The sequence below is a fragment of the Seminibacterium arietis genome, assembly GCF_042675725.1.
Taxonomy (GTDB): Bacteria; Pseudomonadota; Gammaproteobacteria; order Enterobacterales; family Pasteurellaceae; genus Seminibacterium; species Seminibacterium arietis.
In genome coordinates this window covers 34849-51892 of record NZ_JBHTJN010000026.1, presented here as the reverse complement: position 1 = coordinate 51892, position 17044 = coordinate 34849, and the positions used below count along the sequence as shown (strand labels likewise).

9 protein-coding genes are annotated in these 17044 nt (G+C 33.4%); 2 read left to right on the top strand and 7 right to left on the bottom strand.

All coding sequences use genetic code 11. The annotated features are described in order from the left end of the window. From ACFQ02_RS08665 to rfbB, 6 genes are all read right to left on the bottom strand, one after another. Window positions 1-6678: two-partner secretion domain-containing protein (locus ACFQ02_RS08665; protein WP_380821861.1), on the bottom strand; the 6678-nt coding region annotated here is incomplete at its 3' end. Between the two features lie 30 nt (window positions 6679-6708). Beyond that, a complete protein-coding gene (locus ACFQ02_RS08660) occupies window positions 6709-8430 on the bottom strand; it encodes a ShlB/FhaC/HecB family hemolysin secretion/activation protein (RefSeq protein WP_380821858.1) in 1722 nt (573 codons plus the stop codon). A gap of 309 nt (window positions 8431-8739) precedes the next feature. Beyond that, the gene (gene metK, locus ACFQ02_RS08655) at window positions 8740-9894 is read right to left on the bottom strand and encodes a methionine adenosyltransferase (RefSeq protein ID WP_380821855.1); all 1155 of its coding nucleotides are present in this window, start codon (window positions 9892-9894) and stop codon (window positions 8740-8742) included. Between the two features lie 175 nt (window positions 9895-10069). Continuing rightward, window positions 10070-10489 carry a nucleoside-diphosphate kinase gene (gene ndk, locus ACFQ02_RS08650; protein WP_380821852.1) on the bottom strand — a complete coding sequence of 140 codons (420 nt, stop codon included), beginning with the start codon at window positions 10487-10489 and terminating at the stop codon, window positions 10070-10072. A 5-nt stretch (window positions 10490-10494) separates the two neighbouring features. Next, window positions 10495-11790, bottom strand: coding sequence for an aminopeptidase PepB (gene pepB, locus ACFQ02_RS08645; RefSeq protein WP_380821849.1), 1296 nt, complete (start codon window positions 11788-11790; stop codon window positions 10495-10497). 103 nt (window positions 11791-11893) lie between these two features. Continuing rightward, window positions 11894-12946, bottom strand: a complete 1053-nt coding sequence (gene rfbB / locus ACFQ02_RS08640; protein ID WP_380821846.1) for a dTDP-glucose 4,6-dehydratase — start codon at window positions 12944-12946, stop codon at window positions 11894-11896. Between the two features lie 189 nt (window positions 12947-13135). Here rfbB and infA point away from each other — a divergent pair, with 189 nt between their 5' ends. Further along, window positions 13136-13354 (top strand): translation initiation factor IF-1, encoded by a 219-nt coding sequence (gene infA, locus ACFQ02_RS08635; RefSeq protein WP_049356144.1) that lies wholly within the window; start codon window positions 13136-13138, stop codon window positions 13352-13354. 75 nt (window positions 13355-13429) lie between these two features. On the opposite strand, the gene glnA is transcribed toward infA, so the two are convergent. Beyond that, on the bottom strand, window positions 13430-14848 hold the full coding sequence (gene glnA / locus ACFQ02_RS08630; RefSeq protein WP_380821842.1) for a type I glutamate--ammonia ligase: 1419 nt from the start codon (window positions 14846-14848) through the stop codon (window positions 13430-13432). A 344-nt stretch (window positions 14849-15192) separates the two neighbouring features. Between glnA and typA the strand changes: the two genes are divergently transcribed. Beyond that, window positions 15193-17043: a translational GTPase TypA gene (gene typA / locus ACFQ02_RS08625; RefSeq protein ID WP_380821839.1), complete on the top strand. Its 1851-nt coding sequence runs from the start codon at window positions 15193-15195 to the stop codon at window positions 17041-17043. The last annotated feature ends 1 nt before the right edge of the window (window position 17044 follow it).

Sequence of the window (17044 nt, the reverse complement as noted above, 5' to 3'; positions counted from 1 at the left end):
ATTTACTTCACTTAACGTACTATAAGGTCCCGCTCCCACTTCTTCGTAAATATGTTCCGCTAGTGCTTTCGATTTACGTGCTATATCGGAGTTGACATCACCTATAGTGCTGTAAGTTTCATTATCATTAGAACGATTTTTACCTTGAATAGAATCATAAAGTGGATTATCTACCATCTCTACCGTTTGTTCTGATGAAACCACTCTGTGAGTTAATAATTCACTATCGTTATCTGTCTTAGGCTGTTTAGATTGTAACTTCGTTTTAGCTTTCTGACCTAATTCAACTAAATCTGCAACTTCAAAGTTAAATTGCGTACTGGCATATACATCATTGCGATTAACTCTTTTAGTCTTAGTTAAATCATCAACAATCTCACCGATAATTTTAGAATTTTTAAGATCGACTCCTGAAATAGCTGATTGCTGTGTTGCAGTATAATGTTTCTGTTCAGATCGTCCTCCTCGCGTATTAAATGAAGAAGCACCTCGTTCATTAATACCAACTGATACACCAACGGAACCACCATCTTTATGATGATTATCATCAAGTTTTTCACTGCTAACATTTCCTAATACTCGGAAACCGCTATTTTTATCTTTATTAATAAAATGACCAGCCGTTAGGTTTAAATCCTTTATTTCACCTGTAATTTTATCCGCTGTAATACCTGCTTGTTGATTAATAAGTTTGCTATTCTCAACTTCATGAGTATAACCCGCACCAAGACTTCCTGTTCCTTTTATAATTGTAGAGCTAGAAAGAGCAACACCTGCTGAAGCACTGAAATCAACCCCCTGATGAAGCTTGTCAAAAGAATCTTGTTTTGAAACAACATTAGTTTTACCTTTTATATGTAAATCTAAGTGGTTGGCTTTAATATTTGAACTAATTAAATTAAGATCCTTACCTGCAGCGATTTTTAAATTTTTAGCTCTAAGTAAACTATTATTGTGAGTTATAGACTTCTCTGTAGTAAAGCCTTCATTACCTTCAACAGATCCTGAGATACCTAAGCTACACCCTGCCCCCATTATGCTACATCCAGAATTTAAACCGACCGCTAATTTTTGGCGAGATTGTCTTTCAATACTTTCTTTTGTTTTATCTCCATCTATCACATTGACATTACGCTTAGCCTTAAGCGTTAAAGTACTATTAGCATCACTTTCTACATTTTTCAGCTGTAGATCTCCACCATAGGCTGAAAGAGTTATATTACCCGCAATTTTAGTACGTATATCTTCTGTTTCTGTTACTTTTCGTGTTTCGTAATTGCGTTCAAACCCAAACTTAGACGAACCTCCAACTAATTCACCTGTAACAATGTTTGCAATGTCGCTAACATGCTGCAAAGCAACTGTTCCATCTTGTTTAACTCCTCTTTGAGAATCAACAAATTGTTTTGCTAAATGGCTTGTAGCATCTGCAATTGCAGAATGTCCTTCCGTTTCAAAACCAAATTTGAATACAGAACGTTCAGAATCAAGGTGATATTCATCTTTTTGTTTAGTTGATTTGATTTCTTTTGCTGATAACTCAAAGCCCGATTTTTCAGGAGATTTCTCATATTTGTTAAAGAAATCTGAAGACTTCTCGGTCATTAAATCTTCAACTTCACTCTTAGATAATGTTTTAAATTTAGCCCCTTCTTTTACAGTTGATTCAGTCATCTCATCAGAAGATGCTTGTTTTGTTGCATTGGCTTGCTTAGATTGTTCCGATTGTGTTTCAGCCCCTTGTGAATTTGAGAATTTATGCTTGTTAATATCTACTCCACCTAATTCTGCTTTCTTCAACACATGTAAAATACCGTGTTCAACTTGCAAATCACTATTTGTATGAGTTAATAAATTCTCTTTCTCTTTACTATCTTCTATAGAAAGACCAAATCCGAAACCAGCTCCTGTATTAGATGTAAGTCCTCCTACATTTGTTCTATCCCCATCTTTACTATCATACTCATGAGCAATCGTATAACCTCCGCCACTAATATGTCCAGACGAATACTGTTGTTCTAAGCGTTCATGGCGTTCCACATACTGAGCATTTTCTCCTGCTTTTGTATTATAATTTCCTTGAACAACGCCAGTTACAACTCTTGATTTGATTTTACTTCCAACTTGATTAACATCATTTTTTATTGCTAAATGCAAATGATCAAATTCTGTATTTGACCCAACCGATCTTGCTTTTTGACTTGTTTCTGTATAGTAGCCAATATTTTCACCTTTTTTTGAAAAAATACGACCTTTTTTACTGGAATATTCAGTTTCATGAGAATCTGTAGTATTAAAATTACGAGATTTAACAAATCCTGTTTTCCCTTTAATGTCAGAACCTTGAGAATTAATATCAGAATCAAGCTCTGTTTCAAGATGTAGATGTCCATCTGTTTTTATTCGAGCACGCTGAACGTTAACATCTCCATTATCGTTTACATAAGAGCGAGAGATATTATCAATACCTTTTCGACCAACTAGACGTAATTTTCCTTCGCTTAAAACATCCCCTTTATTTTTTATTTTATTCTTGGCCTCAATATCAATATTTGCCCCAGAAATAGTGCCACCGTTTAAAGTATTTTGAGTTTTTAGCTCTATTTCATTTGCACGTAAAACAGCATCACCAAGTCCTTTAAATTTTTCAGCATCTCTTAATGTTTTATCTGAAAAGTAAACTTGCGGTAATAAAACTTCTTTATTATTAACATTAGCTTTAACATACCAAACAATATCTTGTTTGAGTTGTGCCTGTTGCTCTTTTGTTAGTGCCTCACCTACTTTTAAACCTAGCTCTTGAGACTCGTAATAAGAATTATCTATTAATTTTTTAACTAATTGAGCATCATTTAATTTGTATTTTAATGACAAATGATTATCAACTTTTTTCTCAATAGATTTAGTGATTAACTGATGCTCTAAATAATTGTCACCAATCACCGCCACTTTCTCATTAGACGGTTTTTCTGAGCCAATTTTATTCAAAAAATATTTTGACCCATAATAATCATTTTGGTTAATGTAGCTTAATTTTGTTCTATAAAGAGGATCTGTATCCACTTTAGGACGAGAATCATCAACATCTTTTAAAAAACGATTTTTTGAAAGTTCAGCCGCTACTTTTTGATCCTCCGCTAAAGATTTTTTATATTCTTCAATTCGTCTTTTTTCTTCAGCTCTTTCTTTTTCATTAGCAACTTCTTTCTGTTTCTGTTTTTCTTTTTCTAAAGCTTGTTGTTGCTTTTCTTTCTCAATTTGAAGATTCAATTTCTGTTCTTCTAAATCTTGATTCTTTTTTTCTTCCGCAATCTTAGCAAGCTCTTTTTCTTTCTCTACTTGACTATCCTGTTGACGTTTCTCTTCGATTTTATAACCCTGATGACGTTCTTGTTGTTCTTGCTCTTTTTGAGCTTTTGCTTTTTCAGCTTGTTTTACACGCTCTTCTTGGGCTTGCTGTCTTAATTGATTAAATTTTTCAGTTAGTCGTTTCTGAACATCATCAGGTAAAGAATCAAAACGTTCACTTGTTTGAAACTCAGTATGACGATATTCTTCTTCACCCTCTTCTGGTTCTGGCGTAACATGAATATCTTCACCAATCTCTTTCAACAACTTATCTAATAATTTTCCATTAGTTGATAATTCATTTGGATTGAGTAAATCAGGTTCATCGTTTTGTGTTTTCAATAAAGATTCATCTTCGTCATCAAGTTCTTCTGGTTCAAATGTTTTATCTAACTGAATGCTATTATCAATGAAAAGATTTGGTATAGATAAAAGATCTGATAAAGCAGATAAATCAATATTGTTGTCATTTAAATTTTCTGTCTGAGCAACTCCTGGTTTAAATTCAACTTTATTTAAGTCAAATTTATGTTTACCTACTGTAATTTGCTCCGTTTCAGAGAAACTGCCAACTTGACCGTTTTCTAACGTTTTTACAGTTCCTTCAATTTTATTTGCAAGGAATTTCGCTTTTTCTTCTGGAAGATAGGTGAAATTAGCGTCCTGTTTTTCTTTGAATTCATTCCAACGCTTAGATAACTGCTCATGAGAATTATTTCGCCAGTCTGCACCAAACACTAAAGTCATTGCCTTTTGGAAAGTTGGAGATTGTATATCTTTTAACAAGAGCATTGCTTGCGAATTATCTGCATGATAAGTGCTAGATTTTAAAATCTCACGAGACCCAAACAAACCATCGAAAAACGCTTCTAAAGAATCAAATTTTTTACTTGCTTGACCTGATAAACCTGTTAAAAACACTCGGGCTTTTGGTTGATAATAGAAAGTAATATCTTGTTTTGCTTTGAAAAATTCTGTCAAGATGTTTACTTCAAACGGCTTCATCGAGTTAACAATTTTATCTGTATCAGAACTAAACGTTCCTTTAACATTAACAACACCATGATTAATTATTTGTGCTTCTTGGTTATCTTTTTTATTGCTTATAAACTTAAAATTACCTTCCGCTCGAATCAATCCTGCTTTTTCAACTTTTGTAGTGGACTTGCCAAATTCTATAGGGTTAATATCTAAGTTATAAAAATTATTATGCCAACCATGATTTGCAATATCACTTCGACGATATCGGATAGGTTTAGATGATTTAGTGGATTTTTCAACAGAACCAGATAATTGAACATCATTTACTAATTTATGTGCTTTTACTGTCAAATCACTTTTAGCAAAAATATTACCTAAATTATATACCGTATTATTTGCTTCTAGTTCTATTTCACCCTCAGAATGCAATAATGAGTCAGCTTCATTAATAATATTACCCACAGAAACTTTATCATCCGCATTATTTCCTTTTGCAGATAATATCAATTTCTCACGAGCACCTAATATTCCTTCTTTATTATAAATATTGCCAGCTTTCGCATTAATAGTAAGAGTTTGACCGCTCGCTAATATCCCATTATTAACAACACTACCCTTAGCATCAATAGTTACTTTACCTGCGGATTGAAGCTCATCGTTTTCACTGATAATTACATGTTTAGCTTCAATAGATAAATCATCTTTTGCTTGTATAAATTTATTACCTTTACTAACAAAACTTGTGTCATCTTTAAAAATCAATTTAGCTTTAGAATTACTCGCAATAGCTCCCTGATTATCAAATCCAACATCTAAATCTGCAACTATTTCTTCTTTAACTACCGCACTTTGTTTATCGCCCACAGAAACAGTTACTTTTTTTCCTTTTGTTTTAATTTCAAGATCTTTATCAGCGTAAATTTCTTTTTTATTAACTAATTTATTAGTGTCAATTTTTACGTTTCCACCATAAATACGACCTTGGTTAGTTAATGTCTTTGATTTAAGATCCAGATCAGTTGCCACAATTTTAGTTTTATCATCTAATACAAGTGAATTATCTGTTTTAACTTCAACTTTCTTAGAAGCTAATTTTCCTTCATTTTTTAATTTAGCATCGACAGCTTTTAATGTAATAGATTCTTCCGCTTTAATTTCATTAGATACGGTTACTCTTTTTGCATTTCCTAAATCAATTTTTTTCTTAGCTCGAACTTTATTACCAAGATCTATATCGCCTTCTTTACTTTCAAGTTTGATGTCATTTTCAGATAAAATAATGCCATCATGTTTTACCCCTGCACCTGTATCTGTTACGATTAATTTAATATTTTTGCCATACATAGCGCCAGTACTAGCACCAGTAATTGCAACTTCATCATTAGATGCAACTCCGTTCTTCTTGGTAACTTCATGTTTATTAAGATCATATTCACTAGAACCTGCAACAAATGTAATGTTTGTTTGATAATTATTCTTTACATTATCTTTATTTCCAATAGAACCTTTTTGTTCGATTTTCTTTGCAACAATATCTAAATAAGGCAAGTTATCTGTTGCAAATCCATTTACGTCAATTGTTACCGTTCCTTTAGTAACATTTAATTGCATTTTATCTGGATCAATCTTATCACTCGTTGTTGCCACAAAACGACTTGAATTAATAGTTTTTACACCATTCAAATTAATACCATTAGGGTTAGCAATAACTAAGTCTGCTTGCTTACCTAAAACCTCTAAAGCACCTTCAATTTTACTTAAATCCTTACCAGTTACTTGATTTAAAATAACTTTAGCTTCTTCACCTGTGAGATTTTTATTTTCTTCTAAATAACCCACTAATTCTGAGCGCTGTTGATCTTTATTATTTTTAAAAACTGCTCCATTTTCGATATTAAATTTTTGAAATCTATTATCTGAAATCCCGTTTTTATTTGGAGTAGCAATATCAACGATAATAACTTTATTCTCTGTTTGATGTAATTGAACTTTGCCATTAGACTCATTATCTAATTCAATATTAATATTACCATTTGTAATATCAGTTAAAGCTGGTTTATTTTCTAAGTCAGCTGATTGTGCAAAATTAGGCGTCGAAACCATGCTAACAATCAATATTGAAACCGTTTTCCAATTAAGACATATTGCGGATGAAACAGGATTCAAAAATGTTTTTACTGATAAAAAAACATTTGATAGTGGATAATTATTAATTGGTGTTTGTTCTTCTGCTTTTTTTGATACAGAATCAGAAGAACCATTATCTACTGCTGATTTAATGCATTCTGCAACTGGGACTAAACAACCTTTTGTTTTACTAAAAATAAGTTTATAACAATTCTTATTCATAATGTTCCTCTATCCTATAAAAAATTAAAATTAAAATGAAATTGAGCCTGAAAAATAATAAACGGGTTTCTTAGTACTGTCTTCAAAAGAGCCAACTCCGTTTATAGGGTTTGCATAAGTAATCGACAACGAAAATTTATCTATTTGGGCTTTAGCACCTAAAGCAAATCCAATAAGTGTATCTATATTGTGCGGTCGTTTTGAATAAACTTTACCTATATCAATACCAACAAAAGGGCTAATCTGAGATAAATAACTTTTCTCTGGATAAAAAGGGATCGTTATTGTTTGAGATAAATATGCTCCACTATCTCCAGAACCAACTCCGCCCTTAAATCCCCTTACCGTGTATTCATCACCAATTGAAAACTGATTTTCAGAATACACGCTATCAAAGCTATATTGCATCCCTAAACGCGATTGATATGTCATTGGTCTATCAAGAAAAAAGAAAGGTCTATTCCAGTTAATACTTCCTGAAATAAGTTTTAATGTTTTTTCGCGACTTTCATCATATGCAGAATAATTTGCATTAAACCATCTCAAACCATTTGAATAAGAAAGATCACTATAAAGTTTCCCATGACCTAAATTAGTTATATAAGATAACCCTAAATTCAGCTTATTATTATGATATTTTCCAATTAAAATATCTGAAAAATAGCTAAAGCGTCTTTTAAATTCAAGCTCCCCATACATAGATAATATAGTTTCTTTATTTCTCAACAAAGTATGAGATAGTTTCATTGCTGTTGCTTGAGTTTTTCCACTAGTAGGGTTAATGCTATGAAGACCAATCAATAATTTTTCATAGCTAGATTCGGATAATTTAATTTCCAAAGAAGAAAAAGATAGAGGTTGAACGTAAGATAAAGAATAGTTATTCTGCCTATTGTTACTACGGTTTTTATAAAAACGGTGACCCGTTGAAAAATTCCAACGATCATTTGTTCCTAAAATATCACTCCATGAAATATTTAAAGTTGCTTGATTACGCCCATTAGCATTATTTCCCGCACCTGAATTGTTTAATCCAAATATAATTTGTGGATAATAACTTCTTTGTCTATCGATACTAAGATTAGAAAATCCTTTCTTATCATCAGCAACTACACTTATTTTCGCTGTTTTATTAGTTGTATTTAGTGTTTCTATCATCTGATCTATATCATAAATACATAAAAGTTTGCCTTTTAAATCAGGCAAAGCCAAAATCATTGCTCTATCTTTAAATAAAGTCGGTGCAGTCCTTTCTACTAAAATATCATCAACTTTTCCCCAAAGAACAATAAATTGAATTTCACCATTAGTTATTTTTGATGACTTTAGACCAATCGCACTTGTTACATAACCAGCACGATATAGTACTTCTGTTAATTCTTTTGTTAAAGCAAAAACTGTTTTAGTCGATAGGGGTTGATTTAGATAATTATTTATCACTTTATCAAAATCCAAAGAAACTTTTTCGCCACCAACATCAACTGTAATTTTAGTAATTTTTTGTAATGTAGTTTTTTCCATTAAGTCAACAGAAGGCTTTTTTTGATCTGCTTGCTTATCTTCTAAAAAACGCTCTGCTTTTCTAAGATTTTGGTTAACATCTTCAAAATGTTGTTGATTTTTTAAACGAGATAATTCTTCAGTTAAAGGATTGCTTTCTTTCGCTTGAACAATGAAAGGAAATATAAAAAAGAGTACTAGCAAATAACAAAAAAATAGAATATTTACCTTATTATATTTATTTTTTGGCATAAAACGCTCCATATCCTAAAATGCGTCACATTTTACTATATATTATCTAGGTCAATGGTAAGACCAGTTAAAAATAAAAATAAGTTCTAATAATATGCTTATTTCTATCCGAGAGAACAAAATTTTGATTCAGTAATTTAAATAATTAAGGACATAACAAATTAAAATTCTAATCATTATTAGCTACAATATTATTCTAACTTTTCATAGTTCAATCCCTGTATATGACAAAAGAGAGCGTATAGCTCTCTTTCGATTTTTACAAATTTATAATCATTTTTCGACTTTAAAAATGACCGCACTTTTAAGTCATTTCAGACCCGCGGCTAAACGCAATTCTTCAGCACGATCCACTTTTTCCCAAGGGAATTGCTCACGTCCAAAATGACCATAAGCTGCTGTCTGACGATAAATAGGTTGAATTAAGTTCAACATTTTAATCAAACCGTAAGGACGAAGATCAAAAAACTCACGAACTAATTTCACTAATAAAGTTTCACTCACTTTAGATGTGCCAAAGGTCTCAATCATAATTGAAGTTGGTTCAGCAACCCCAATAGCATAAGAAAGTTGAATTTCACAACGTTTAGCTAAACCTGCTGCTACGATATTTTTTGCTACATAACGTGCGGCATAAGCTGCTGAACGATCAACTTTTGATGGGTCTTTGCCTGAAAAAGCACCACCACCATGACGAGCAGCTCCACCATAAGTATCTACGATAATTTTACGTCCTGTTAAACCACAATCACCCATAGGTCCGCCAATAACAAAACGACCCGTTGGATTAATAAAATACTTAGTTTTTGATGATAACCACTCTGCTGGTAATACTGGCTTGATGATTTCTTCCATTATGCCTTCGTGAACAGTTTTTTGACTGACTGAATCACAATGCTGCGTTGAAAGCACAACGGCATCAACACCTACAATTTTGTCATTTTCATATTTCAAAGTTACTTGACTTTTTGCATCAGGTCGCAACCAATTTAGCGTACCATTTTTGCGAACTTGTGCTTGACGCTCCATCAAACGATGAGCATAAGTAATCGCTGCAGGCATTAGAACATCAGTTTCGTCAGTTGCATAACCAAACATAATCCCCTGATCACCTGCACCTTGTGCTAAAGGATCAGCACGATCAACACCTTGGTTAATATCAGAAGATTGTTTACCAATAGCATTCAGTACCGCACAAGAATGTCCATCAAAACCCATATCAGAATGTTGATAACCAATATCACAAATTACTTGTCGAGTTAAATTTTCAATATCTACCCATGCAGAAGTGGTAATTTCCCCTCCTACTAATGCCATTCCCGTTTTTACGTAAGTTTCACAAGCAACTCGAGCTTTTGGATCTTGTTTTAAGATTTCATCTAATACCGCATCAGAAATTTGGTCGGCAATTTTATCTGGATGCCCTTCTGATACAGATTCAGAAGTAAATAAATATGAAGACATAGCTTTTCCTTTATTGCAAAATTATTTTCAGACGTTTTTACATCTAGACGTCTATAATACTCTTTTTTATTAAAATATCAAGATTTATTGTACAAAATTCAACTTTATATAACGACGTAAAATAGCAATACCCGATATATTATCGGGTATCTAGTACATAAAAAGTACACTATTTTTAGAAAATTTCAGAATCCGCAAAAAAGTAGGCAATCTCACGAGCAGCATTTTCGATACTATCTGAACCATGTAAAGAATTCTGACGTCCATCTATAGCAAATTCTTTGCGTAATGTTCCTTCAGCAGCATTTTTAGGATCTGTTGCCCCAATCAAAGTGCGGTAGTCTTGCACAGCATTTTGTTTTTCTAATACTGCTACTACTATAGGAGCAGAACACATAAACTCAATTAGTCTAGCAAAAAAAGGCTTCTCACGATGCTCTATATAAAAACCTTCTGCTTGTTCTTGATTTAATTGAACCATTTTAATCGCTACGATACGAAAACCATTTTGCTCTAATCGAGCTAAAATTTCTCCCACCAACTGACGCTGAGTAGCATCAGGTTTAATAATAGATAATGTTTGTTGCATAAACATTCCCTTTATTGCGATTTAGTTAATAAAAGTTGTGCTAATGTCTGTACACCTAGTCCTGTTGCACCAGCTCCCCAGAGGTCACAAGCAGATTTTCGGTATGTAGCAGAACAATCAATATGTAGCCAATTTTGTGCATAATTCTCCACAAAATAGGATAAGAATGCCGTAGCAGTACTCGCTCCCGCTCCCACTGGTACTGATCCTACATTGCCAATATCTGCAAAAGAAGATGAAATCTGAGAACGATGGAACTCTTCAAATGGCAGTCGCCAAAATGGCTCTCGACATTGTTCAGCCGCTTTAAATAATTCACTAACTAATTGATTATCCATAGAAAGGACAGAATGATAGTCATTACCAACAGCCACTTTTGCTGCCCCAGTTAAAGTTGCACAGTCAATAATAAACTGCGGGTTTTGTTTATCAGCTTCAATCAAACCATCAGCTAAAACTAATCGTCCCTCTGCATCAGTATTTAAAACTTCAGCTGTCACACCATTGCTGTAAGTAATAATATCCCCTAACTTCATGGCATTATTACTAACCATATTCTCTGCACAACATAAAAATAATTTAACTCGTTTAGTTAATCCTGATGCGATTGCCATTGCTAATGCACCCGTCAATAATGCTGCTCCTCCCATATCTGTCCGCATAGTACTCATAGAATCACTAGGTTTAATGCTGTAACCACCGCTATCAAAAGTAATTCCTTTGCCAACTAAACAGGCAAATACTGGAGCATTCTGATCTTGAGTTGGGTTAAAATCTAATTGTAACATCGCAGCATCATTTACTGATCCTTTACCAACATTCCAAATACCTTGATAATTCTGCTGTTCCAACTCTTGCCCTGAAATGATTTGAAAACTAACCGCACTTTTTGACTGGTATTGTAATGCAATATTAGTGATGAAATCCGCTGCACATTTTGCTAAAGCTTGAGGCGTGATAATAGTTGATGGTAAGTTAATAATTTTTCTAACAAAATCACCGCACTTAATGCGTTTTTCTAAATCTTCTTTGTCAGACTCTATTAAAGTAGGAAAACAAATTTGTGATTGATTTTTTGCAGAATAAAAACCTTGATAAAATGCCCAGCAGTTTTCTAAGCTCCAACCTTCACCTATTAATTTAGGTGTTTTGATTCCTTGATTGCTCAATTTACGCGCAGCTTTCTGTACAGACACAGAATCAGAAATTGATTTAAGATGAACAACTGCTTGATTATTAGAAAAAGTCAACAGAGCATTATTACCCCAGATTTCATCTGCGGGTTGAAGAGAAAGTATAACTTGCATATAAAAATCCTATTAAAATCTCAAATACGCACTGATCTTACTATATCGTTTTGATAAAAAGAAAGAAAATATAAATAAAAAAATAAAGATTGCTTTAATTAATCTATTTAAAGTGCGGTTGCCACCAATCGCGATTTTTAATGTACCAATTTACTGTCTTATTCAATTCTTGTTCAAAATTTGCTTTCGGTTTCCAACCTAATTGAGAAACTATCTTTGTTGAATTTATTCCATAACGAAAATCATGCCCAAGACGATCTGATACAAATGTAACTAATGAATTAAAGTCATCTATCTTTGCACATTGAGGATAATCATTTAAGTCACCATCTAGTTTCAATTTATTTAGTATTGAACAAATTGATTCAACAAGTTGTAAATTAGATTGTTCATTCCCTCCGCTAATATTATAACTTTCTCCCACACAACCATGCTTTAACACTTCATATAAAGCTTGTACATGATCCTCTACAAATAGCCAATCTCTAATTTGCATCCCACTGCCATAAATTGGAATAGGCTTACCATGAATTGCATGCAAAATTGTTAAGGGAATAAGTTTTTCGGGAAACTGATAACGACCATAGTTATTGGAACAATGCGTTATTAATATAGGCACTCCATATGTTCTATGCCACGCCCTTACTAAATGGTCGGAGCTAGCTTTAGACGCAGAATAAGGACTACTTGGAGCGTAAGCTGTTTTCTCAGTAAAAAGTAACGTAGAAGATTCTAAATCTCCAAATACTTCATCTGTTGAAACATGCAAAAAACGAAAATTCTTTTTTTTCTCATTTACTAATGGAGACCAATAATTTCGCACAACTTCAAGCAAAATATAAGTTCCAATGATATTTGTTTGAATAAATGCTGATGAACTATTAATAGAACGATCTACATGACTCTCTGCTGCCAAATGTATTACTGCATCGGGCTGATGTTTATCGAAAACCTTTCTAAGTTTATCAAAATCACAAATATCCACTTGCTCAAAATAATAATTTGGATTTTCAATCTGTTGCTCTAAAGAATTTATATTAGCAGCGTAAGTTAATTTATCCACATTTACTACCGCACTTTTGGTTTTTTTCATAAGATAATGAATAAGATTAGAACCAATAAACCCCGCTCCACCCGTAATAAGAATTTTCATCATAAAAATAAAATTGTTTTCAGTAATTTTGTTTTAGCCATATCATAAATTAAAAGATAATCTTTTCAACCTAATCTTATTTAATCTCTATTTCAGATAAATCCACACAAACTACTTTGTTAATTTGGTTTTAGAGAGTATAATTCGTCCGTTTTTTATTTAAATCTATTACTCAAATAATTAGAGGAATTAATGGCTAAAGAAGATTGTATTGAGATGCAGGGAACAATTTTAGAAACCCTGCCTAACACTATGTTTCGTGTAGAACTAGAAAATGGTCACGTTTTAACCGCTCATATTTCAGGCAAAATGCGTAAAAATTACATCCGTATTTTAACAGGGGATAAAGTAACTGTCGAAATGACGCCTTATGACTTAAGTAAAGGTCGCATTATTTTCCGTAGCCGTTAATCAGTTTTAAACCTATTCGGCTATGAACTTCAGTAAAAAAGAGCGGTGTTAAAAACCGCTCTTTTACATTCTCGATTATGCGTAATACATTTCAAACTCTACTGGATGTGGAGTCATATTCAAACGTTCAACTTCTAAGCGTTTCATTGCAATAAATGTATCAATAAACTCTTTACTGAACACGCCACCTTGCACTAAAAACTCATAATCTTTTTCTAGGTTATCAAGAGCATCTTCTAAAGAACTTGATACTGCAGGAATATCTTTTAATTCTTCTGGAGGAAGATCATAGAGATTTTTATCCATTGCATCACCAGGATGAATTTTATTCACTATACCATCTAAACCAGCCATTAATAATGCTGAGAATGCTAAATATGGGTTCGCTGTTGGATCTGGAAAGCGAGCTTCAATACGAATCGCCTTAGGACTAGTAACCGCAGGAATTCGAATTGATGCTGAACGATTACTTGCAGAATATGCGAGCAATACAGGAGCTTCAAAACCAGGAACTAGACGTTTATATGAGTTAGTTGACGGGTTTGTAAAAGCATTCAACGCTTTTGCATGTTTAATAATACCGCCGATGTAATAAAGTGCAGTTTCAGAAAGTCCCGCATATTTATCACCTTGGAATAAATTTTTACCATCTTTACTCAATGACATATTACAGTGCATACCAGAACCATTGTCACCCACAATTGGTTTTGGCATAAAACAAGCTGTTTTACCATGTTCCGCTGCAACATTTTGTACAACGTATTTGTAAATTTGAGTTTCGTCTGCTTTTAGCGTTAACGTATTAAATTTACTTGCAATTTCATTTTGGCCTGCCGTTGCTACTTCATGATGATGAGCTTCAATTACTAAGCCCATTTCCTCGAGAAGTAAACACATTTCAGATCGAATGTCATGCCCAGTATCATTTGGTGCAACCGCACAATAACCACCTTTTTTCAATGAACGATAAGCATTGTTACCTTCTTCATATTTTTTATTGGTATTCCATGCAGCTTCAATATCGTCAACTACATATGAACAACCATTCATTGATGAGCCAAAACGCACATCATCAAACAAGAAGAACTCAGGCTCTGGACCAAAAAATGCTTGATCGGCAATACCTGTTGAACGCATGTAGTTTTCTGCACGCAATGCAATTGAACGAGGATCACGATCGTAATTTTGCATTGTACTTGGTTCATAAACACTACAGCGAATAGAAAGCGTAGGAATTTGTGCAAAAGGATCAACAACCGCAGTCTCAGCAATTGGCATTAATAACATATCTGCCTTATTGATAGCCTTCCAACCTTCAACAGAAGAACCATCAAACATTTTCCCATCTTCAAATAAATCTTCATCGACAAGACTTACTGGCAAAGAAACACCATGTTCCTTTCCTTTTATATTAGTAAAACGAAGGAGTACAAATTTAATGTTGTTTTCTTCAATTAATTTAAACACATTAGCAATAGCACTTGCATTTGGCATAAGATAATCCTCTGAATTTAGTTGTTAGAATAAATGATGTTGTGTATTATAAATCACTTTCTAAAAATAGCATATCATTTATAAAACACAAGCATTTATTGAAAAAATATAAAAATTTATTAAATAATTAAAAAAATATCTAAAATAATTGATTTTAATTTGAAAATAAATAAAAAACACTATTATCACTCTATAGCCTATACAATAATTCTGTTTGTAATACTCCTTTCTATTATTTAATAGCCCAATAAAAGAAAAAGTTGTATAATCCTTGCCCTTTAGGCAATCTCTTTACTGAGTATTTGTTTTAACGACTATTTTAATAATGAGCTAAGAATTTCCAAATGACAAATAAAATTGATATTAATAAATTGCGTAATATTGCAATTATCGCCCACGTTGACCATGGTAAAACTACGCTTGTAGATAAACTTTTACAACAATCAGGTACTTTAGAGTCTAGTCGGACTGATACTGACGAACGAGTAATGGATTCAAATGATCTTGAAAAAGAACGTGGTATTACTATTTTAGCTAAAAATACAGCAATAAATTGGAACGATTATCGTATCAATATTGTAGATACTCCAGGACATGCTGATTTTGGTGGAGAAGTTGAGCGTGTACTTTCCATGGTTGATAGCGTATTGCTCGTAGTTGATGCTTTTGATGGTCCAATGCCACAAACTCGTTTTGTAACTCAAAAAGCTTTTGCACATGGCTTAAAACCTATTGTAGTAATAAATAAAGTAGATCGACCTGGAGCAAGACCTGATTGGGTAGTAGATCAAGTGTTTGATTTATTTGTAAATTTAGGAGCAACAGACGAGCAACTTGATTTTCCAATTATTTATGCTTCAGCATTAAATGGCGTGGCTGGTTTAGAACATGAAGAATTAGCTGCAGATATGACACCGCTCTTTGAAGCAATTGTAAAGCATGTTGAACCGCCAAAAGTAGAATTAGATGCTCCTTTCCAAATGCAAATTTCTCAATTAGATTATAATAACTACGTGGGAGTGATTGGTATTGGGCGGATCAAACGAGGCACAGTAAAACCAAATCAAACAGTTACTATAATCGATAGTGAGGGAAAATCTCGCAATGGTAAAATTGGTCAAGTGTTAGGGCATTTAGGATTACAAAGATACGAAGAAGATATTGCACAAGCAGGTGATATTGTAGCAGTCACTGGCTTAGGAGAATTGAATATTTCTGATACAATTTGTGATATTAATACTCCTGAAGCACTGCCAGCTTTAAGTGTTGATGAACCAACTGTAACAATGTTCTTCTGTGTCAATACTTCGCCATTCTGTGGAAAAGAAGGTAAATTCGTCACCTCACGCCAAATTTTAGAACGTCTAAATAAAGAGTTAGTACATAATGTTGCACTGCGTGTGGAAGAAACTCAGAATCCTGACGAGTTTCGAGTATCAGGGCGTGGTGAGTTACACCTTTCCGTTTTAATCGAAAACATGAGACGTGAAGGCTATGAATTAGCTGTATCTCGCCCAAAAGTAATCTTCAGAGAAGAGAATGGACACAAGCAAGAACCATTCGAACAAGTCACTATTGACATTGAAGAACAGCATCAAGGTGCAGTAATGGAAGCTCTCGGAATTCGCAAGGGTGAAGTCCGTGATATGATTCCTGATGGCAAAGGACGCACCCGTTTAGAATACATTATTCCAAGCCGTGGATTGATTGGTTTCCGCAATGAATTTATGACTATGACTTCAGGAACAGGTTTATTATATTCTACTTTCAGTCATTATGATGATATTAAAGCTGGTGAAATTGGTCAGCGTAAAAATGGTGTGCTTATTTCCAATGCAACAGGTAAAGCTTTAGCTTATGCACTATGGGGACTACAAGAACGCGGTAAACTAATGATTGACCATGGTGTAGAGGTATATGAAGGACAGATTATCGGTATTCACAGTCGTTCAAACGATCTAACTGTAAATTGTTTGCAAGGTAAAAAGCTGACTAATATGCGAGCATCTGGAAAAGATGATGCTATAGCCTTAACTACACCAGTAAAATTCTCTCTTGAACAGGCGATTGAATTCATCGATGATGATGAATTAGTTGAAGTTACCCCAATATCGGTAAGAATCCGTAAAAAACTACTAACAGAAACTGATCGTAAACGGGCTAACCGTACTACAACCAGTACTAGCACACGCTAAT